The organism is Halomonas sp. ND22Bw, assembly GCF_003011945.1.
Lineage (GTDB): Bacteria > Pseudomonadota > Gammaproteobacteria > Pseudomonadales > Halomonadaceae > Halomonas > Halomonas halophila.
On sequence record NZ_PXWD01000015.1, the window covers coordinates 1 to 20332 of the forward strand.

General features: G+C 68.2%; 20 protein-coding genes. 11 read left to right on the forward strand and 9 right to left on the reverse strand.

Features of this window, described 5'->3' with window-relative positions; genetic code table 11:
* Positions 1–167 precede the first annotated feature (167 nt).
* The gene (locus CVH10_RS15060; RefSeq protein ID WP_106489119.1) at positions 168–1079 is read right to left on the reverse strand and encodes an NAD(P)-dependent oxidoreductase; all 912 of its coding nucleotides are present in this window, start codon (positions 1077–1079) and stop codon (positions 168–170) included.
* A 430-nt stretch (positions 1080–1509) separates the two neighbouring features.
* Between CVH10_RS15060 and CVH10_RS15065 the strand changes: the two genes are divergently transcribed.
* Together CVH10_RS15065 and trxC are read left to right on the forward strand one after the other, a co-directional pair.
* Complete coding sequence (locus CVH10_RS15065; protein ID WP_369335817.1) at positions 1510–3894, forward strand: DNA polymerase II; 2385 nt, start codon at positions 1510–1512, stop codon at positions 3892–3894.
* Between the two features lie 99 nt (positions 3895–3993).
* Complete coding sequence (gene trxC, locus CVH10_RS15070; RefSeq protein ID WP_106489120.1) at positions 3994–4431, forward strand: thioredoxin TrxC; 438 nt, start codon at positions 3994–3996, stop codon at positions 4429–4431.
* A 25-nt stretch (positions 4432–4456) separates the two neighbouring features.
* Here trxC and CVH10_RS15075 read toward each other — a convergent pair whose 3' ends face one another.
* From CVH10_RS15075 to CVH10_RS15085, 3 genes are all read right to left on the reverse strand, one after another.
* Positions 4457–5458: a nucleoid-associated protein gene (locus CVH10_RS15075; protein WP_106489121.1), complete on the reverse strand. Its 1002-nt coding sequence runs from the start codon at positions 5456–5458 to the stop codon at positions 4457–4459.
* A gap of 91 nt (positions 5459–5549) precedes the next feature.
* A complete protein-coding gene (locus CVH10_RS15080) occupies positions 5550–6311 on the reverse strand; it encodes an ABC transporter permease (RefSeq protein ID WP_035596830.1) in 762 nt (253 codons plus the stop codon).
* A complete protein-coding gene (locus tag CVH10_RS15085) occupies positions 6308–7249 on the reverse strand; it encodes an ABC transporter ATP-binding protein (RefSeq protein WP_106489122.1) in 942 nt (313 codons plus the stop codon). The genes CVH10_RS15080 and CVH10_RS15085 overlap by 4 nt, the downstream gene beginning before the upstream one ends.
* Positions 7250–7633: 384 nt before the next feature.
* On the opposite strand from CVH10_RS15085, the gene CVH10_RS15090 reads away from it, so the two are divergent.
* Both CVH10_RS15090 and CVH10_RS15095 read left to right on the forward strand, forming a co-directional pair.
* The gene (locus CVH10_RS15090) at positions 7634–8302 is read left to right on the forward strand and encodes a response regulator transcription factor (protein WP_219924715.1); all 669 of its coding nucleotides are present in this window, start codon (positions 7634–7636) and stop codon (positions 8300–8302) included.
* Positions 8299–9627 (forward strand): HAMP domain-containing sensor histidine kinase, encoded by a 1329-nt coding sequence (locus tag CVH10_RS15095; RefSeq protein WP_052052503.1) that lies wholly within the window; start codon positions 8299–8301, stop codon positions 9625–9627. The genes CVH10_RS15090 and CVH10_RS15095 overlap by 4 nt, the downstream gene beginning before the upstream one ends.
* 50 nt (positions 9628–9677) lie before the next feature.
* Here the strand turns inward: CVH10_RS15095 and CVH10_RS15100 are convergent, their stop codons facing one another.
* Complete coding sequence (locus CVH10_RS15100) at positions 9678–9956, reverse strand: peptidylprolyl isomerase (RefSeq protein ID WP_016855385.1); 279 nt, start codon at positions 9954–9956, stop codon at positions 9678–9680.
* 124 nt (positions 9957–10080) lie between these two features.
* Between CVH10_RS15100 and CVH10_RS15105 the strand changes: the two genes are divergently transcribed.
* Both CVH10_RS15105 and CVH10_RS15110 read left to right on the forward strand, forming a co-directional pair.
* Positions 10081–10539 carry an HIT family protein gene (locus tag CVH10_RS15105; RefSeq protein WP_106489124.1) on the forward strand — a complete coding sequence of 153 codons (459 nt, stop codon included), beginning with the start codon at positions 10081–10083 and terminating at the stop codon, positions 10537–10539.
* A 111-nt stretch (positions 10540–10650) separates the two neighbouring features.
* A complete protein-coding gene (locus tag CVH10_RS15110; protein WP_106489125.1) occupies positions 10651–11592 on the forward strand; it encodes a pirin family protein in 942 nt (313 codons plus the stop codon).
* Between the two features lie 8 nt (positions 11593–11600).
* Here CVH10_RS15110 and CVH10_RS15115 read toward each other — a convergent pair whose 3' ends face one another.
* Complete coding sequence (locus tag CVH10_RS15115; protein WP_369335818.1) at positions 11601–12281, reverse strand: DUF1826 domain-containing protein; 681 nt, start codon at positions 12279–12281, stop codon at positions 11601–11603.
* A gap of 142 nt (positions 12282–12423) precedes the next feature.
* On the opposite strand from CVH10_RS15115, the gene zigA reads away from it, so the two are divergent.
* Together zigA and folE2 are read left to right on the forward strand one after the other, a co-directional pair.
* The gene (gene zigA / locus CVH10_RS15120; protein ID WP_106489127.1) at positions 12424–13677 is read left to right on the forward strand and encodes a zinc metallochaperone GTPase ZigA; all 1254 of its coding nucleotides are present in this window, start codon (positions 12424–12426) and stop codon (positions 13675–13677) included.
* Positions 13677–14579 (forward strand): GTP cyclohydrolase FolE2, encoded by a 903-nt coding sequence (gene folE2 / locus CVH10_RS15125; protein WP_106489128.1) that lies wholly within the window; start codon positions 13677–13679, stop codon positions 14577–14579. Before zigA ends, folE2 begins: the two co-directional genes overlap by 1 nt.
* Positions 14580–14600: 21 nt before the next feature.
* Here the strand turns inward: folE2 and CVH10_RS15130 are convergent, their stop codons facing one another.
* On the reverse strand, positions 14601–15416 hold the full coding sequence (locus CVH10_RS15130) for a metal ABC transporter permease (protein ID WP_106489129.1): 816 nt from the start codon (positions 15414–15416) through the stop codon (positions 14601–14603).
* Complete coding sequence (locus CVH10_RS15135; protein WP_106489130.1) at positions 15416–16132, reverse strand: metal ABC transporter ATP-binding protein; 717 nt, start codon at positions 16130–16132, stop codon at positions 15416–15418. The genes CVH10_RS15130 and CVH10_RS15135 overlap by 1 nt, the downstream gene beginning before the upstream one ends.
* Before the next feature lie 119 nt (positions 16133–16251).
* Between CVH10_RS15135 and CVH10_RS15140 the strand changes: the two genes are divergently transcribed.
* The 3 genes from CVH10_RS15140 (at position 16252) to CVH10_RS15150 (ending at position 18528) form a co-directional block, all read left to right on the forward strand.
* Positions 16252–17253, forward strand: a complete 1002-nt coding sequence (locus CVH10_RS15140) for a zinc ABC transporter substrate-binding protein (protein WP_106489131.1) — start codon at positions 16252–16254, stop codon at positions 17251–17253.
* Between the two features lie 399 nt (positions 17254–17652).
* Positions 17653–17931, forward strand: coding sequence for a hypothetical protein (locus CVH10_RS15145; protein WP_146142939.1), 279 nt, complete (start codon positions 17653–17655; stop codon positions 17929–17931).
* Between the two features lie 126 nt (positions 17932–18057).
* Positions 18058–18528, forward strand: coding sequence for a GFA family protein (locus CVH10_RS15150; RefSeq protein WP_106489132.1), 471 nt, complete (start codon positions 18058–18060; stop codon positions 18526–18528).
* A 95-nt stretch (positions 18529–18623) separates the two neighbouring features.
* Here the strand turns inward: CVH10_RS15150 and nhaD are convergent, their stop codons facing one another.
* Positions 18624–20108, reverse strand: a complete 1485-nt coding sequence (gene nhaD, locus CVH10_RS15155) for a sodium:proton antiporter NhaD (protein WP_046079608.1) — start codon at positions 20106–20108, stop codon at positions 18624–18626.
* Positions 20109–20332: the final 224 nt, after the last annotated feature.

Below are 20332 nucleotides of genomic sequence, written 5' to 3' on the forward strand. Positions count from 1 at the left end.
ATGAAGGCGCTGGCCCTCCTCGAGGCGGCGCGAGTCGATGATGTCGCCGGTGATGACGGCGAGGCGTGTGGCCATGGAGGCTCCCAGGGCGGCGGTCATGTCTCAGGATAGGCTCTCAAGGCTATTTTTCAATGTAATAGCCCTATGAAGCTATATTTGCGCCTGTCTTATGCCTCGCCCGAGCCTGCCCCCGACTTTGCGCCTTCCGGACGATACGCCTCGACCAGCGTGGCCGGGTCCGCCTCGTCGTGCCCGCGGGCGGCATGACCGCGCATCAGCTGGGCGGCCAGGGCGCTCATCGGTGTGGCGCTGGTGGCGCGGCCGCTCTGGGCCACGGCCATGTCCAGGTCCTTGAGCAGGGTGCGCAGGTGCCAGGGCGGGGCGGTGAAGTCGCGCTCGGCCATGCGCGGGGCGAGGATGCGAAACGGCCTGGAGTCGGCGAAGCCGCCGGCCAGCGCCTCGGTCAGCCGGGTGGCGTCCACGTCGCTGGCTTCCGCCAGGGCGACCGTCTCGGCGATCACCGCCGCCTGGCAGCCGACGATCATCTGGTTGCAGACCTTGGTCACCTGGCCGCTGCCCACCGGCCCCATGTGGGTCACCCGGGCGGCCAGCGGGGCGAGCACCGGGCGCAGCGCGTCGACGTCCTCGTCGGCGCCGCCGCACATCACCGCCAGCTCGCCGGCCTCGGCACCGGCCACGCCGCCGGAGACCGGGGCATCGACCCAGGCGATGCCACAGGCGTCCGCGAGCCGCGCGGCCATGTCGCGGGTGGCGTCGGGATCGCTGCTGGAGAGATCCAGCAGGCGTTGGCCGCGGCGCGCGTGGGCAGCCACGCCGTCCTCGCCGAACACCACGGCCTCGACCACGGCGGTGTTGGCCAGGCACAGCAGGATGACGTCCGAGGCCGCGACCAGCGCCTCCAGGGAGCCGGCAACGCGGGCGCCCGCCTCGGCCACGCCGGCGGTCTTGCCCGGCGAGCGGTTCCAGACCGTCACCTCGAAGCCGGCCGCCAGCAGACGGCGGGTCATGGGGGCGCCCATCAGGCCGATGCCGATGAAGCCGAGGCGGGGAGAGGACATGGCGATGCTCCGGTGGCAATGAAGAGAAACATCAGAATGCGCGATGGAAGGGATTTCCATCAAGTGCCGCCGGGCATCGCGATCGGCGTCCGGTGCTCCGAAGTGACGCATCGCATCCATTAGGCGGTTCATGATGGTGCGCCGCAGCTTGGGTGTTCCACGCGGTCTCGTTCCGACACGGCGCTATCTTTTATTATTCAATTGATTTTAAAGAGCTATTTATTTTCTGGCCTGTGCATTGCTTTGATATGGATGTCGGCGATCGGAGCCTTTCCTGTCTGGGCTTTGCTCCGATTGTCTGCCGGTCGTCATTGCGTCGCAGTAAGACGACCGGCCCGACGAGTGAGCTGGCGTGCTCCAACTGGCCTCCCTTCGGGGAGGCTTTTTTTATGTCCTTGAATTTCCATCTGACGCGCTATGATGGGGGCTCATGGAGATGCGAGGCGCGACGGTGGTTGCACGGCAGGGATTCATCCTGACCCGACATTGGCAGGAGACGTCCGAAGGCCCCCAGGGCGAGTTCTGGCTGGCCACCGATGAGGGACCTCTGCGAGTACGCGTGCCGCCGCGGCCGTCGGTGGCCTTCCTGCCGGCGGAGCAGCGAGCGCGCGCGGATCGAGTGCTGCACGGCGAGCCCGGCGTCGAACTGCGCTCCCTCGCGCTGCGCGACTTTCATCGGCGCCCCGTGCTGGGGCTCTACTGTCGGCAGCATCATCGGCTGACGGCCCTGGAACGACGCCTGAAGCACGCCGGCGTGGAGGTCTACGAGGCCGATATCCGGCCGCCGGAGCGCTATCTGATGGAGCGCTTCATCACCGCGCCGGTGAGCGTCGAGGGAGAGCCCGACGGCGCGGGCGGCCTGATGGCGACGCGGCTCAGGCCGGCGCCGGACTATCGTCCGCGACTCAAGGTGGTGTCGCTGGACATCGAGACCAGCGGGAGCGGCGAGCTGTATTCCATTGCCCTGGAAAGCGGGCAAGAACGTCGGGTGCTGATGCTGGGCCCGCCCAACGGCGCGGCCGATGGGCTCGATTTCGACCTCGAGTACTGCGATAGCCGCTCGGACCTGCTGGAGCGGCTCAACCGATGGTTCGCCGAGCACGACCCGGATGCCATCATCGGCTGGAATCTCGTGCAGTTCGACCTGCGCATTCTCCACGAACATGCGCGGCGGCTCGGGGTTGCCCTGCGACTGGGGCGCGGCGGGGCCGTGATGGAGTGGCGCGCCCAGGGTCATCAGGCCCATCGTTTCGTCGCCTCGGCGGCGGGACGGCTGATCATCGACGGCATCGAGGCGCTTCGCTCGGCCACCTGGCACTTCTCTTCCTTTTCCCTGGAACACGTGGCCCAGGCGCTGCTGGGCGAGGGCAAGGCCATCGACAACCCCTACCAGCGGCTGGATGACATCCTGCGCATGTTCGCCGAGGACAAGCCGGCGCTGGCACGCTACAACCTCAAGGACTGCGAGCTGGTGACGCGGATCTTCGCCGAGACCGAGCTTCTCGACTTCCTGCTGGAGCGGGCCACGGTGACCGGGCTGTCCGCCGACCGCAGCGGCGCGTCGGTGGCGGCCTTCACCCATCTCTACCTGCCACGCCTGCACCGCCTGGGGTTCGTGGCGCCGAATCTCGGCGAGGCAGAAGCCGCCGAGAGCCCCGGTGGCTTCGTCATGGATTCCCGCCCCGGCCTCTACGACTCGGTGCTGGTGCTGGACTTCAAGAGCCTGTATCCCTCGATCATCCGCAGCTTCCTGATCGACCCGGCGGGCCTGGTGGAGGGGCTCGCCGATCCCTCGGATGCGGCCTCGGTGCCGGGGTTTCGCGGGGCCCGCTTCTCGCGTTCGCGACACGCGTTGCCGGCGATCGTGGCTCGGGTCTGGGAAGGGCGTGAGGCCGCCAAGCGCGCGGGCAACATGCCGCTCTCCCAGGCGTTGAAGATCATCATGAACAGCTTCTATGGCGTGCTGGGATCGAAGGGCTGCCGCTTCTTCGATGCACGCCTGGCCTCGTCGATCACCATGCGCGGGCACGAGATCATGCGACGCACGCGCGAGCTGATCGAGGCCGAAGGCTATACCGTCATCTACGGCGACACCGACTCCACCTTCGTGTGGCTCGGCCGCGAGCATCCCGAGCGGCAGGCGGAGGCGATCGGCCGGCGCCTGGTGGAACACGTCAATGCCTGGTGGCGTGAACACCTGGCCCGGGAATATGGCCTCGAGAGTGCGCTGGAGCTGCAGTTCGAGACCCATTACCGACGCTTTCTGATGCCGACCATTCGCGGGGCCGAAGCGGGCAGCAAGAAACGCTATGCCGGACTGGTGCGCGACGCGTCCGGGGACGAACGGATGGTCTTCAAGGGGCTGGAGAGCGTGCGCAGCGACTGGACGGACCTGGCCAAGGACTTCCAGCAGGAGCTCTATCGGCGCATCTTCAACGGCGAATCCTATCGGGATTTCGTCCGCGACTATGTGCGTCGCACCCTGGCCGGCGACTTCGATGATCGACTGGTGTATCGCAAGCGACTGCGTCGTTCCCTGGCCGACTATCAGCGCAACGTGCCGCCCCATGTGCGGGCGGCGCGGCTCGCCGACGAGGCCAGCGACCGGCTCGGTCGGCCGCGCCGGTATCAGCACGGCGGATGGATTCGCTACGTGATGACGGTGGCGGGGCCGGAGCCACTGGAACAGCAGTGTTCGGCCATCGACACCGAACACTACCTGACCCGCCAGCTGCAGCCGGTGGCGGATGCCATCCTGCCGTTCGTGGGGGACGACTTCGCGACCCTGATCGACCGTCAGCTCGGGCTGTTCTGAGCCCGACTCTCTTCGCCGTGGCCGATCGTCGCGGCGCGCTTGATGGCGCCGGCATCAGGCGACATAGTTTCTCGGGTCTTCCCCCTCTGGAGTCCCATCATGTCCGATGCCCTGCTGCTGGGCTGTGCCCACTGTCATGCCATGAACCGGGTTCATCCTGATCGCCTATCGGCCGGCCCGCGCTGCGGCAAGTGCCAACAGCCGATGTTCACCGGCGAGCCGCTGACGCTGACCGGTGCCAACTTCGCGTCGCTGGTGGCGCGCAGCTCGCTGCCGGTGGTGGTCGATTTCTGGGCCAGCTGGTGCGGCCCGTGCAAGGCGATGGCGCCGATCTTCGCCGAAGCGGCCCGCGAGCTGGAGCCGCGCCTGCGCTTCGCCAAGCTGGACACCGAGGCCGAGCAGGCCCTGGCCGGCCGCTTCGGCATCCGCAGCATCCCGACGCTGATCCTGTTCAAGCACGGCCAGGAGGCGGCCCGCCAGCCGGGGCTGTTGCAGGGGCCGCAGCTGCGCCAGTGGCTGGCGCCGCACCTCGGCTGAGGCGGGTTGATCGGGGCGGCCGGCGTCAGTCGCCCTGGCGCTGCTTGAGCTGGTCGCGCAGCCCGTTGGGCACCTTCTTGATGATCAGCCGGTCGCCGTCCTCGTCGTACTCCACGGCGGCGCCCAGCAGGTGGGAGTCGAAGCTGATCGAGACGCCGGCGGCGCGGCCGGTGAAGCGCCGGAACTGGTTGAGGGTGCGCTTGTCGGGCGGGATCTCGGGATTCAGCCCGTAGTCGCTGTTGCGGATGTGCTCATAGAAGGCCCTGGGGCGCTCCTCGTCGACCAGCTCGGAGAGGTCCTCGAGGGTGATGGGCTCGCCGAGCTTGGCCTGGTCGCTGGCGTAGTCGACCAGGGCGTCGGTCTTCTCGCGGCTGGCCTCTTCCGGCAGGTCCTCGTGCTCGACGAAGTCGCTGAAGGCCTTGAGCAGGGTGCGGGTCTCCTCGCCGGCGTCGCGCTGCTCGCGGGCGCCCAGCGCCTCGGCGAAGGCCTCGGACAGCTTCTTGCCGCCGCGGTCGCGGGTCCAGGAGAGATACGGATGCGAAGCCGAGCCGTTCTGCCACTGGTTGACGTCGAGGCGCGCGGCCAGCGTCATCTGGGCCAGGTTGAGCTGACGGGCGGGCACCACGCCGAGGGCCTCGTCGATGCCGAAGCCGTCGCGGTGATGCAGCAGCGCGAGCATCAGGTAGCGGGCCTCGCCCTGGCGATGGTCGACGACCAGCAGGTGACCGCCCACGGGCAGGTGGTCGTCGATCAGCGGCACGATCTGCTCGGCCAGCGCCCGGGTCAGGCTGGGGAAGTCGCGCTCGCCGTCGAGGAAGCTCGACAGGGCCGCGGGAAAGGCGGCCGGCTCGTCGTCGGCGAAGCGGCCCCAGTTCTTGGCCTTGCCGTGATAGGCGTCGTTGAGCCCCGAGACCAGGTCGTCCAGGGCCGTGGACGCCGCCAGCGGCGCCTCGGCGGGCACGAGGCGGGCCGGCGTCTCGCCGTCTCCCTTGTCGATGCGGTGGATGATGCTGTGCAGGATCGGCATGGGAACCTCCCTCGGGCTCGGTGAACGGGGGCAGGGATGATACCCGCCGCGGCACGGCGGCGATAGCGCGGCGGGTATCCTGGCGGGACGGTCAGGGCTTGAGCCGGTAGCCGCTGCGGAAGATCCCGTTGACCACGGCGAGGGCCACCGCCAGGAACAGCCCGATCACCGCCAGGCTGGCCCAGATGCTGACGTCGCCCATGCCATAGAAGCTCCAGCGGAAGCCGCTGACCAGGTAGACCACCGGGTTGGCCAGCGTCACCGCCTGCCACAGCGGCGGCAGCATGTCGATGGAATAGAAGGTGCCGCCGAGGAAGGTCAGCGGGGTGATCACCAGCAGCGGTACCAGCTGCAGCTTCTCGAAGCCGTCGGCCCAGATGCCGATGATGAAGCCGAGCAGGCTGAAGGTCAGCGCGGTGAGTACCAGGAACAGCAGCATCACCAGCGGGTGGGCGATGGTGAAGGGCACGAACAGGCTCGCGGTGCCGAGCACGATCAGCCCCAGGATCACCGACTTGGTGGCCGCCGCGCCGACGAAGCCCAGCACCACCTCGAAGTAGGAGACCGGCGCCGAGAGGATCTCGTAGATCGAGCCCGAGAAGCGCGGGAAGAAGATGCCGAAGGAGGCGTTGGAGACGCTCTGGGTCAGCAGCATCAGCATGATCAGCCCGGGCACGATGAAGGCGCCGTAGCTGACGCCTTCCACCTCGCTGATGCGGGTGCCGATGGCGGCGCCGAAGACCACGAAGTAGAGCGAGGTGGAGATCACCGGCGAGACGATGCTCTGCAACACGGTGCGCAGGCTGCGGGACATCTCGGCGACGTAGAGGGTCTTCACGGATTCGAGGTTCATGCGTCCTCCCTGACGAGGCTGACGAAGATGTCCTCCAGCGAGCTCTGCCGGGTGTGGAGGTCCTTGAAGCGGATGCCGGCGGCGTCCAGATCGGCGAGCAGCTCGGCGATGCCGCTCGAATCGTCGCCGTCGTGGCGGCCGTCGTAGGTGTAGATCAGTGCCTGGCCGTCCTCGGCGATCTCCAGGCCGTGGGCGTCCAGTTCCCTGGGCAGGCGTTGCAGGGGCTCGTGGAGCTGCAGGGTCAGTTCCTTGCGGCCGAGCTGTCGCATCAGCTCGCGCTTGTCCTCGACCAGTACCAGCTCGCCCGAGCGGATCACGCCGATGCGGTCGGCCATCTCCTCGGCCTCCTCGATGTAGTGGGTGGTGAGGATGATGGTCACGCCGCTGTCGCGCAGCTGGCGCACGACCTCCCACATGTCGCGGCGCAGCGCCACGTCGACGCCGGCGGTGGGCTCGTCGAGGAACAGGATCTGCGGCTCGTGGGCCAGCGCCTTGGCGATCAGCACCCGGCGCTTCATGCCGCCGGAGAGCGTGATCAGGCGATTGCGGCGCTTGTCCCACAGCGACAGCGATTTCAGCACCCGCTCGATGTGGTCCGGGTCCTTCGGCTTGCCGAACAGCCCGCGGCTGAAGCTCACCGTGTCCCACACCGTGGAGAAGGCCTCGCTGGTCAGCTCCTGGGGCACCAGGCCGATCAGCTGGCGCGCCTGGCGATAGTCGCTGACGTTGTCGTGACCGGCCACCAGCACGCGGCCCGCGGAGGCGTTGACCAGCCCGCAGATCACGCTGATCAGGGTGGTCTTGCCGGCGCCGTTGGGGCCGAGCAGGGCGAAGATCTCGCCGCGTCGGATCTCGAGGTCCACCCCCTTGAGGGCCTCGAAGCCGCTGTCGTAGGTCTTCGACAGCGCCTCGACGCGGATCACGCTTTGTTCACTCACCTTCCCGTACCTCCCTGGCTGTTCGGATCCTGCCGCTGGCCTGCCGGCGACGCTCCTCGTCGAGTCGGCGTCTCTGAGGCCATACCTTAACGCTTCCCTAACCTCTTCGGGTACAAGCTGCCAGGGTCTCACTGAGGCGATATTCCCTGTTCTTCATTCAAACCGCCCGTACCGGGCGGTTTTTTTTGGTCCCGGCCGTCGCCGGGCGTGGCGCTTGTCTCCCATCGCCGCCGCCATGGTTCCGGGCGTCGAGGGGTTGCCGGGCGTCGTCGTCGGTCGACTCGGTCGCGCCGGGTTGTGGCATCATCTCCTGCTCATTTCCCTGAACCCCTGCCGGGGCATGCTGCGACGGCACGGGCGTGAATCGAGCGAGGAGAGCCGATGCTGAGCGTGCTGCTGATCGAGGACGACATCGACCTGGCCGAGACGCTGATCGACTATCTGGAGCTCGAGGGCATGCGTTGCGACCACGCCGCCAACGGCGTGGCGGGCCTCGAGCTGGTCGAGCGCCAGCCGCCCGACCTGGTGCTGCTCGACCTGCACCTGCCGCGGCTGGACGGCCTGCGGGTCTGCGAGCGCCTGCGCGAGGCCGGGCGCGACATCCCGGTGCTGATGCTCACCGCCCGCGATGCCCTGGACGACAAGCTGGCCGGCTTCGCGGCCGGCACCGACGACTACCTGATCAAGCCCTTCGAGCTGCGCGAGCTGGCGGCGCGGATCCATGCCTTGGCCAGGCGTCGCAGCGGCCAGTCCCAGCGCCTCGGCTGCGCCGACCTGGAGATGCACCTGGGGGAGCGACGGGTCACGCGTGCGGGGCGGCCGATCCATCTCTCGCCCACCGGCTGGCGGCTGCTCGAGGCGCTGCTGCGAGCCTCGCCGAACGTGGTGTCGCGCGCGGCGCTGGAGACCACGCTGTGGGGCGAGGACGTGCCCGACAGCAACAGCCTCAAGGTCCATCTCTATCACCTGCGCCAGGCCGTGGACGTGCCTTTCGAGTACCCCCTCGTGCAGACCGTGCCCGGCCATGGCGTGGCGCTGAGGCCCGCGACGTGAGGCGACCCGATACCCTCAAGGGGCAGCTGATCCTGGGCGGACTGGTGGTGGGCCTGCTGCTGGCGGTCGGCTACTCCGTGCTCAGCGCCCACTACTTCCTGCGCGGCATGGACAACATGACGCGGGCACACATGGCCCGGGTCGCCGACGACGTCGCCGGCCGGCAGGGCGGCGCGTTACCGGAAGACCTGCGCAAGGTGGCCGGCTACCATCTGAGCGGTGACTGGCAGGCCATGCCCGAGGCCGTCCGACGTGTCTTCCGCGATGCGCCCGGCGAGCCCGGGCGGCTCTACAAGCAGGACGACGGCAACGGGCTCCAGCGGCCGCAGACCTTCTATGTCGCCATGCGCCATCCGACCCCAGAGGGATCGCTGTTCGTGGCCGACGTGATCGCCTCGTCGCCTTCCGCCATCTCGCCGGCCAACGAGTCGCTGAACAGTCTGATGACGCTGCTTGGGCTGGGGATGGTCATCGCCGTGGGGCTGCTGGGTGCGCTGCTGTGGTGGCTGCGCCACGTCTCACGCCCGGTGAATGCCCTGGGCGACTGGGCACGCGGCCTCGATGCACAGCGCCTGGCCGAGCCGACGCCGGATTTCGGCTATCCCGAGCTCAACGAGCTGGCCGGCCTGCTGCGCGAAAGCCTGTGCTCGGCCCATGAGGGCCTGGCGCGAGAGCAGCGCTTCCTGGCCCATGCCAGCCACGAGCTGCGTACGCCGATCACCGTGCTGCGCCACAACCTGGAGCTGCTGCGGCGCTTCCAGCAGGCGCATGACGAGACCTGGAGCCCGCGTCATCGCCAGGTATTCGCGCGCATGGAGCGGGCCGGTACCACCATGAAGCACCTGACCGAGACCCTGTTGTGGCTGAGCCGGGAGGAGGGCCCTGCGCCCCCCGGCGTCAGCGTCGATCTCGAGGCCTTGCTCGATGCCCAGGTCGCCGAGCTGCGCTACCTGCTGCGCGACAAGGCGGTCGACGTCGAGCTCGATACCGCGCCGTGCCGCCTGACCCTGCCGGAGGCGCCGACCCGGATCGTGCTGGGCAATCTGATTCGCAACGCCTTCGTGCATACCTGGGAGGGGCGGGTGGTGATCCGCCAGCGCGGCTCGGAAGTGCGCATCGACAACCACCAGGCGTCACCGAAGACGGCCGAGGCCGATGAGGCGCCGGGCGAGGTCGGCTTCGGCCTGGGGCTGCGGCTCACCGCGCAGCTGACGCAGCGGCTGGGCTGGCCCTACGAGAACCTGCCCGAGGCGACGGGCCATCGCGTGCGGGTGGTGTTCGACGCGCGTGACGCCGGGCCGATGGCCGAGCAGGGGGTGTCATGAAAAAGGCCGCGTCGATATCCGACGCGGCCCTTGTCTACCTCTGCAGCCACTCAGCCGCGGCTGGTGACTTCCAGCAGGTGGTAGCCGAACTGGGTCTTCACCGGGCCCTGGACCTGGTTCAGGTCGGCGGAGAACACCACCTTGTCGAACTCGGGCACCATCTGGCCCGGGCCGAAGCTGCCGAGCTCGCCGCCCTGGCGGCCGGACGGGCACTGGGAGTGTTCACGGGCGACCTCGGCGAAGTCGCGGCCGCCTTCGATCTCGGCCTTGAGGGCCAGGCACTGTTCTTCGCTGGGCACGAGGATATGGCGAGCGGTGGCCTGAGTCATGGGAATCTCCTTCGCGAATGGGATAGGCTCTGAACGAGCGGGGAGAATAGCACGCCGCCGGCGCCGAGGAACCGTTGCGGCCGGCGTTTTCGGGCGCGTCGTCGTCATCAGGGAGGCATCGAACGTGAGCTGCATCTTCTGCGAGATCGTCGCCGGCCGGGCGCCGTGCCATGTCATCTGGGAGGACGAGGCGCACCTGGCGTTTCTGTCCATCTTCCCCAACACGCCGGGCTTTTCGGTCGTCATTCCCAAGGCCCACCACCCCAGCTACGCCTTCGACCAGCCGGACGAGGTGCTGACCGGACTGATGCTGGCCACCAAGCGGGTCGCGCGGCTGCTGGATGCCTCGCTCGAGGGCGTCGCCCGCACCGGCATGTTCTTCGAGGGATACGGCGTCGATCACCTGCACGCCAAGCTGTTTCCGATGCACGGCACCGGCAGCGACCCGGCCTTCCAGCCCGTGGAGTCGCGGGTCGACAAGTATTTCGACCGCTACGAGGGCTATCTCTCGTCCCACGATTACCGGCGCGCCGACGATAGCGCGCTGGCCGAACTGGCCGCGCATATCCGCGCGTTTGGCTGAGCCGCCCGGCCGTGCGCATCGACCGATACCGACGCCGCGCGGCTGGCGGGGCTACGCTCTGCACCATATGCTCAGCACAAGGCATCGCCATCTCGCCAGGAGGCAGCATCCATGAGCACTCAGATTCAGGATACCGAGCCGGCGTCGTCGCTGGACTGCCCGGTCGTCGATGGCAAGCGACGAGTCCAGCACGTGTCGCCGCGCACCGCCGATGTCGGCGGCATTCCGGTCAATCGGGTGCTGCCGTCCCGGCATCGCCGCCTGATCGGCGCCTGGTGCTTCCTCGATCACGCCGGCCCCAGCGTGTTCAAGGGCGATGCTCGCGGCCTGCGGGTCGGTCCCCATCCGCACATCGGCCTGCAGACCTTCACCTGGATGATCGAGGGCGAGGTGCTGCACCGGGATAGCCTCGGCAATCAGCAGGTGATCCGCCCCGGCCAGGTCAACCTGATGACCGCCGGCCGCGGCATCAGCCATACCGAGGAGTCGGTGCCCGGCGAGACTCGTCTGCATGCCGCCCAGCTGTGGATCGCCCTGCCAGACGCCGACCGGCGCACCGATCCGCGCTTCGATCACTATCCGACCCTGCCGACCTGGGAAACGCAGGGCGCCGACGTCACCCTGCTGATCGGCGAGTTTGCCGGACGGCGTGCGCCGACGCTGGCCTTTTCCGAGCTGGCCGGGCTGGACCTGGCCAGCCGGGAGGCGAGCGACGTCGAGCTCCCTCTCCGCCGGGACTTCGAGTACGGCGTGCTGTCGCTGGAAGGGGAGATCGGCATTGAAGGGGAGGCGTTCGCGCCCAACGAGCTGGCCTATCTGGGGCGTGGGCGTGACGCCGTCACCCTGTCGCTGCCCGCCGGTGGCCGGGCCATCCTGATCGGCGGCGAGCCGCTGGGCGAGGAGATCCTGATCTGGTGGAACTTCGTCGGCCATGGCAAGGCCGAGATCGCCGAGGCCCAGCGCGACTGGGAGGCGGGCGCCGAGCGCTTCGGCCACATTCCCGACGACGACGGCGAGCCGCTGATGCCGCCGCCGCTGCCCTGGAAGGCGTAACGCCGCCCTCAACCGGGATCGATGGTCAGCAGCAGTCGCGGCTGGCCCTCCGCCAGCGCCGGGCTGCGGTGCACCAGGCCGTGCGACTCGTTGCCGATCCAGCCGCTGCCCTTGAGCAGCGCCACGTCGCCGGACTCCAGCCGGCGGATGGCGCCGTCGTCGCGCACGATCGCCGGCTTGGCGGCGCTCGGTGCCCCGAGCCCGGCGCGATTCACCGCCGCTTCGGGCAGCCATTCGCTGCCCGGGCCCAGATAGGTCGTGATCATCCTCACCGGCAGATTGTCGCAGTGGAAGCGCGGGCACATGGGCGCGTCCATCAGCCTCAGCCGCAGGCCCACCGTGTCGGTGTCGAACAGGAAGGCCATGGCCTCGGCCAGGATCACGACATCCTCCACCAGGGCGACGGACGCCGCGGGAGCGGCCAGGGTCTCGAACAGCGCGGTGCGCAGCTCGACACCGGGTGCACCGCGCCAGTTGAACGATAGCGGACGTCCGGCTTCCACCTGGGCCAGGGCGCCGGCCAGCAGCTCGCTGCCGACCGGGCGACGCATCACGGCCAGCGTGATGGCGTCCTCGAAGATGCGCGGCAGCACCTCGATGCCGCCGCCTTCCGCCCAGTGAGGCGTCGAGAGCGGGCGTGGTGCCGAGGCGGCAAAGTCGGGGCAGGGCAGGGGCGTGGGGTGCGGCATGGAAGTCTCCGTCATGAGGCGGTTAGCGGGCTTGGATGTCTTGCCAATTTGTTACGTTATAACGTATCTTTTCTGCCCTTGAAAGCCACGCTCTCTCGAGGGCGGGCGATGACCGTGACCAACAGGCAACAAGGAGAGACCGATGAGTGAACCTCATCCCCTGCCCGTGACAGTGCTGTCCGGGTTTCTCGGCGCCGGCAAGACGACCCTGCTCAACCATATCCTGGCCAATCGCGAGGGGCGTCGGGTGGCGGTCATCGTCAACGACATGAGCGAGGTCAACATCGACGCGGCCCTGCTGCGGCAGGACGAGGGCAACGGCGGTCCGGTCCCCGACATCGCGGTCAACCGCGCCGAGCAGCGCCTGGTCGAGATGAGCAACGGCTGCATCTGCTGCACGCTGCGCGAGGATCTGCTGATCGAGGTGGCACGCCTGGCCCGCGAGGGACGCTTCGACCAGCTGGTCATCGAGTCCACGGGCATCTCCGAGCCGCTGCCGGTGGCCGAGACCTTCACCTTCGAGGACGACAACGGCGAGAGCCTGTCGCGGCTGGCGCGCCTGGATACCCTGGTCACCGTGGTCGACGGCGCCAACTTCCTCACCCAGTACCGTGAGGCCCGGTCGTTGACCGAGGCCGGAGAGAGCCTGGGCGAGGACGACGAGCGCAACGTCGCCGACCTGCTGGTCGACCAGATCGAGTTCTGCGACGTGCTGTTGATCAGCAAGGCCGATCTGATCGACGAGCGCCAGCGCGCCGAGCTCGAGGCGGTGCTGCGAAGCCTCAATCCCGAAGCGCGGATTCTGGCCATGGCCCAGGGGGCGGTCCCGCTGGAGGAGGTGCTGGATACCGGCCGCTTCAGCTTCGAGCGGGCCCAGCGGGCACCGGGCTGGCTCAGGGAGATGCGCGGCGAGCACGTGCCGGAAACCGAGGAATACGGCATCGCCAGCTTCACCTACCGGGCGCGGCGGCCTTTCCATCCGCAGAAGTTCTTCGAGCTGCTGCACGCCGACTGGTTCGGCGAACGGCTGCTGCGCTCCAAGGGCTTCTTCTGGCTGGCCTCGCGCCCGCGCCTCGCCGGGCAGTGGAGCCAGGCCGGCGGCGTCGCCCACTACGGCTTCGCCGGCCTGTTCTGGAAGGCCGTGCCCGAGGTCGACTGGCCGACGGATCCCGGCTATCTCGAGGCGATCGAGCAGGTCTGGGAGGAGCCCTTCGGCGACATGCGCCAGGAGCTGGTGTTCATCGGCCAGGGCATGGACGAGGCGCGCATGCGCGAGGCCCTGGACGGCTGCCTGCTCGATGACGAGACCCTGCTGGCCGGTCATGAGTTCTGGCGCGCGCTGCCCGATCCCTTCGCCGATTTCGCGCCCGTCGAGCTCGACGCCGAGGAGGCCTGATGACAACGCCGCTGATGGATATCGCCGACGGCGCCGCCGATCAGCCGGGACGGCTGTCCTGGGTCGGCATGGAGGGCATCGATCTGCCGCTGAGCCTGGCGGGCCGGCCGGTCCAGGCACGCGCCCATGCCGGGGTCAGCCTGGACGCCGCCGAGGCGCGTGGCATTCACATGTCTCGGCTCTATCTGGCCCTCGAGCATCTGGTCGACCGGGAGATCACGCCCGGTCGGCTTCAGGAGGTGCTGGCACACTTCCTCGACAGCCATCATGAGCTCTCGCGCGAGGCCTTTCTCGATCTGGAGGGCGAGGCCCTGCTGCGCCGACCGGCGCTGGTCAGCCCGCTGGCAGGCTGGAAGGCCTATCCCTTCGCGTTGCGCACTCGCCTCGGCCCCGACGGCTTCACGCTGCGGCTGTCGCTCGAGATCGGCTACTCCTCTACCTGCCCCTGCTCGGCGGGGCTGGCGCGACAGCTGATCCAGCAGCGCTTCGACCGCGACTTCGCGGATGCGTCGGCCATCGAGCGCGAGGCGGTGCGCCGCTGGCTCGGCAGCGAGCAGGGCATCGTCGCCACGCCTCACAGCCAGCGCAGTCGGGCGCATCTCGAGCTGCGCCTCGATGGCGGGCTCGAGGCCCTGCCGGTACTCGAGGCCATCGAGCGGGTGGAGGCGAGTCTCGGCACCGCGCTCCAGACGGCGGTCAAGCGCGTCGACGAGCAGGCCTTCGCCCTGGCCAACGGCCAGAACCTGATGTTCTGCGAGGACGCCGCCCGGCGCCTGGATCGGATCCTGCGCGAGCAGCCCGGCGTGGCCGGCTTTCGTCTGCGGGTGGTGCACGCCGAGAGCCTGCATGCCCACGACGCCGTGGCGCGCAGCCAGTGGAACTGGCCCGAGGTCGAGTGCTGAGGTCCTCCCCGGGGTGCGGGCCTAGCGATCGGCGCGGGACGGCCGGGAGCGGAAGCGAGACGCACCGACCAGGCTCGCGCACAGGAACAGCAGCGTGGTGACGCAGACGATGGTGGGGCCGGTAGGGGTGTCGAACCGATAGGCGGCCATGAGGCCGCCGTTGGCCGAGAAGATGCCGACCGCCGCCGCGGCCATCGCCATCCGCTCCGGCGTGCGGCTGAACGGCCGGGCAGTGGCCGCGGGAATGATCAGCAGCGCGGCGATCAGCAGCACGCCCACCACTTTGATGGCGACGGCCACCACCAGCGCCAGTGACAGCGTCAGCACCAGCTGCTCGCGCTTCGGGTCCATCCCGGCGGCGTGGGCGAGATCCGGGTTCAGGGTCGAGGTCAGCAGCGCCGGCCAGCGCCAGCTCAGCAGTCCCAGCACCATCAGCGCGCCGCCCCAGATGATGGCGAGATCCTGACGGCTCACGGCGAGGATGTCGCCGACCAGATAGCCCATCAGGTCGATGCGCACGCCGGAGACGAAGGACACCGCCACCAGCCCGAAGGCCAGTGCCGCATGGGCGGTGACGCCGAGCAGTGTGTCCATGGCATAGCCGCGGCCACTCAGCAGCGACACGGCCAGCGCCATCAGCAGCGAGACCGCCAGCACCCCGGCGAACAGGGAGGTGGACAGGACCAGGGAAAGGGCGACGCCGAGGATGGCCGCGTGGGCGGTGGCATCGCCGAAATAGGCCATGCGCCGCCACACCACGAAGCAGCCGAGCGGTGCGGCCGCCAGGGCGACGCCGGTGCCGCCCAGCGCGGCGCGAACGAGGAAGTCATCGAGCATCAGGAAAGCGCCTCCTCGGGCGCGTGATCGTGGCGATAGAAGGCGACGGCATCGCGTTCGTCGACGCCGAGCAGGTCGCGATAGGCCGATGAGCCGGCCACCGTGTCGGGAGGTCCCTGGCAGCAGATCCGCCCGTTCAGGCACACCACGCGGTCCGACGCACGCATGACCACATGCAGCTCATGGCTGACCATCAGCACCCCACAGCCCAGCTCCCGTTTCACCCGCGCGAGCTGGCGGTAGAACTCCGCGGTGCCGCGGTGATCGAGTCCCTGATTGGCCTCGTCGAGAATCAGCAGGTCCGGGGACGTCAGCAGGGCGCGGGCCAGCAGCACGCGCTGGAACTGACCGCCGGAGAGGCCGGTCATCTGCCTGTCGGCCAGCCCGGCCGCATCGGCCTGTTCCAGTGCGCGCCGCACGGCGTCGGCGGAATGCCGCCGGGGCAGGGCCATGAATCGGGCCACGGTCATGGGCAGGGTGGGATCGATGTGCAGGCGCTGCGGCACATAGCCGATGGACAGCGAGGCATCGTGAGACACCTGGCCCTGGCTGGGTGCCAGGGCGCCGATGATCACGCGCAGCAGGGTGGTCTTCCCTGAGCCGTTCGGCCCGACGATGGTAACGAGCTCGTTCTGTTCCAGGGACAGGTCGATGCCGTCCAGGATGGTATGGCCACGTCGGGTGACGCCGACGTCTTTCAGGCTCAGTAGGGGCATGGCGGCTCCATCAGGTCGTCGTCGCTCCGCCAGGGGCAGCCTCGACAGGGGGACTTGCTAAAAACGTTATGATATAACATTTTATTCGCAACCCGAAAGAGACCTGAAAGGAGATCCCCATGCCCCTGAATCGCCGTCCCTGGCTTCTCTCGTTGCTGGCCGTCCCGGGCTTCGCGGCCGCCGATGTCCCGCGCGTTGCGGTGGACATTCCGCCCGTCCAGTCGCTGGTCGCCCAGGTCATGGGCGATCTTGGCACGCCGATGCCGGTCATCCAGCCCGGTGCGTCACCTCACGGCTATTCCATGCGCCCCTCGGAGGCCGCGACGCTGGACCGGGCCGACGTGGTGTTCTGGGTCGGCGATGCGTTGACGCCCTGGCTGGCGAAATCGCTGAGCAGCCTGGCTGCCGAAGCGACCACGATCGAGCTGCTCGAGGCGCCGGGGCTGGTCCGTCATGACTTTCGCCAGGGGGCGACTTTCGCTGCCCATGACCACGGCGAGGATCATGCGCACGACCACGACCACGACCACGACCACGACCACGACCACGACCACGACCACGATGAGGCCCATCATGAGGCCGGACATCATCACTCTCACGAGGGGCTGGATCCCCATGCCTGGCTGGATCCCCGCAATGCCCAGGCCTGGCTGACGCTCATGGCCGATACCCTGGCCGAGGCGGACCCTGAACACGCCGAGACCTATCATGACAACGCCCGCGCGGCTCGGGCGAGCCTGGATGACCTGATCGACGACGTGCAGCGGCGACTGGAGGAAGCCGGTGAGCCGCGATTCATCGTCTTTCATGATGCCTATCAGTACTTCGAACGCCGCTTCGGGGTGCCGGCGGCCGGGGCGATCTCGCTGGGAGATGCCTCCGACCCGAGCCCCGCCCGGATTCGTCGCGTGCAGGAGCAGGTCTCGGCGCTCGATGTCCGCTGCGTGTTTACCGAGCCGCAGTTCAATGCCGATCTGGTGCAGAGCGTGTTCGGCGACATGCCCGTCGACACCGCGATGAGGATCGATCCCCTGGGCGTGGGCCACGAGCCGGGCCCCGGCCTCTATGCCGGGGTCATCGAGGATCTGGCCGATGGCCTGTCGCGGTGTGCGGCGCCCTGACCAGCGTGTCCCGGCGTTCAGGGGCAGCGCGGGCGGCTGATGGCCGTCCGTTGCGCTGCCCATGACGCGTAAGACGTGTGAGGTTGGGTGTCGAACGATGGAACGTCGGACGGCCGGCCAGGGCCCCGGAGGTGATTGTCGTGGCGGCGGTCGAGGACTTTTTTTCATATGCCGATTCGCGCGTCGGGCGGGGCTATAGTGAAAGTGCCGACGCCGGACGCCCACCCGAGGCGGCCAACAGGCGCAGCGCCGAGAATCTGGCTCTTTGGGAGCCTCCTTCCCTCCGCCACTCCTCGACACCACACCAGGACGGGCATGGCCGATGGCACGGTCGTGCTTCCGGACGGCGGCTGCGCCGTTCGAGGCACATTCCTCTCACTCATGCAGTGGAGGTACCTCATGAAACGCATACTGATTTCGACGCTGCTCGCGGCAGCCCTGGGGGCTTCCGTCTCGACGATGGCGATGGAGAGGGAGGCTCCCGTCATCACGCCGTCCGCCGTCGATCGGCAGGACATCGGTGTTGAGGTGATACGCCAAGCTGACGCACCGCTGATGCTGGCGGTGGGCGATGCCTGGGAAGCGCGCGGTCAGCGCCTCAGCCAGCCACTAACTCCCAAACGCACCCGCTCGATGCCGCGACGCGAGGTGCGCGACACCAACCCGTGGTGGCGGTGAGACACGCGGAACCCATCGGCCGGGCATGCCCGGCCGATGGCCGTCTTGGGCGTCATCTTCGATCAGGTGTCGACTAGTCTGGAGGGCAGGGTTGAATGCCAGAGCTAATACCAGAGGAGCGACACCATGCAACTCGAGGGTTCCTGTCACTGCGGGGCGATCCACTTCCGCGTGGAAGCGCCGCATCCCTATCCGTTCAATCGCTGCTACTGCTCGATCTGCCGCAAGACCGCGGGCGGCGGCGGCTATGCGATCAATCTCGGGGCCCTGGCCGAGACGCTCAAGGTCGAGGGCGCCGAGCACGAGACCATCTATCAGGCGGTGACCGATGGCCAGGCGAGCCCCGGCGAGCGTCACTTCTGCTCGCGATGCGGCAGCGCGCTGTGGGTGTTCGATCCGCGTTGGCCCGAGCTCGTCCATCCCTTCGCCTCGGCGATCGACTCCGAGCTGCCGGTGCAGCCCGAACGCGTTCATCTGATGCTGGGCAGCAAGGCCGGCTGGGTGGACGTCGAGGCCGGCCCCGACGATCGCTGCTTCGACGGCTATCCGGACGAGAGCCTGGCCGACTGGCACCGGCGACTGGGGCTGGAGGAATAAGCCTGGCGTGCTAGCCATCGCCCGAAACGGCACGCGGCGGGCCGAGGCCCGCCGCGCGATAAGACGTCTCAGGCCCGAACGGGCCGAGGCGCTGTTCAGTGGAAGACGTTGAAGCTGTCGGCGTTGATCCACAGGTGCATCAGCACGCTGGCCACGTAGCCCAGAGCGATGACCGGCGCCCAGCGCATGTGGGCGGCAAAGGTGTAGATGCCGCGGGCCTGTCCCATCAGTGCCACGCCGGCAGCGGAGCCCACCGAGAGCAGGCTGCCGCCCACGCCGGCGGTCAGGGTGATCAGCAGCCAGTTGCCCATCGACATGTCCGGATCCATGGAGATCACCGCGAACATCACCGGGATGTTGTCGACCACCGCCGAGATCACGCCCAGCACCACGTTGGCCAGCGTCGGATCCCAGCCGGCATAGAGCGTTTCGGAGAGCAGGCCCAGGTAGCCCATGAAGCCGAGGCCGCCGACGCTCATCACCACGCCGTAGAAGAACAGCAGGGTATCCCATTCCGAGCGGGCGATCCGGGTAAAGACGTCGAACGGCACCACGCTGCCCAGCGCCTCGAGCTTGCGCCAGTCGCCACGCTGGCTGTAGCGGGTGCGCTTGCGCTCCAGCGAGCGCGGCAGGCTGCGGCGCAGGTAGTAGCCGAAGAACTGCAGGAAGCCGAGACCGGTCATCATGCCCAGCGCCGGCGGCAGGTGCAGCACCGTGTGGCACAGCACCGAGATCACCACGGTCAGCAGGAACAGGCAGACGATGCGCCGCGCGCCGCGCTTGAGCCAGATGTGCTCCTCGAGGGCGCCGGGCTTCTTGTTCTGGATGAACAGGCTCATGATGATCGCCGGCACCAGGTAGTTGACCAGCGACGGCCCCAGCAGCTCGAAGAATTCCTGGAACTCGACCAGCTTGGCCTGCCAGACCATCAGCGTGGTGATGTCGCCGAAGGGGCTGAAGGCGCCGCCGGCGTTGGAGGCCACCACGATGTTGACGCAGCACAGGCTGATGAAGCGCTTGTCGCCCTCGGCCACCTTGAGCACCACCGCGCACATCAGCATGGCGGTGGTCAGGTTGTTGGCCACGGTAGAGATCCAGAAGGCCAGCAGGCCGGTGATCCAGTACAGTGCGCGATAGCTGAAGCCCTTCTCGACCATCCAGGCGCGCAGCTTGTCGAACACGCGGCGCTCCTCCATGGCGTTGACGTAGGTCATCGCCACCAGCAGGAACAGCAGCAGTTCGGTGTATTCCAGCAGGGTGGCCTTGAAGGCGTGCTCGGCCGCATCCGGCAGGCCTTCCTGGACGTAGACCCAGCCGATCAACGTCCAGATAAGGCCCGCCGCGACCAGCACGGGCTTCGACTTGCGCATGTGCAGCTTTTCCTCGGCCATGACCAGCGCATAGGCGAGGATGAACAGCGTGACGGCGACGAAGCCGCTCAGCGTATAGGTCAGATCCAGCTCACCGGCGCCGGCGGCCAGTACCTGAGGGCTGAACAGCAGCAGTGCCGCGAGCACGAGAAAACCTGGCCACCGGGCGTGTTGCCGGGGCCAGTATTGCGGTCGACATCTTGTCGGCATGGCGAATGCATCCTGGGATTGGAGGGGGAGGGGAAAAAACGCGCGCAATTCTACTACAGGGCCCGTTTTATCACTATGCGTGGCCGACCCTCATAGCGTGCTAATGGTGTCGACTTTCGGCTAATGCGATGCGTCGCGCAACGGGGCGGCCCCACGGGTGGGCGACAGCCTGGCGCGCCAGGCTTAAGGAAGGCTTAACGGCGTGAGATTCAGGGCATCCCGGC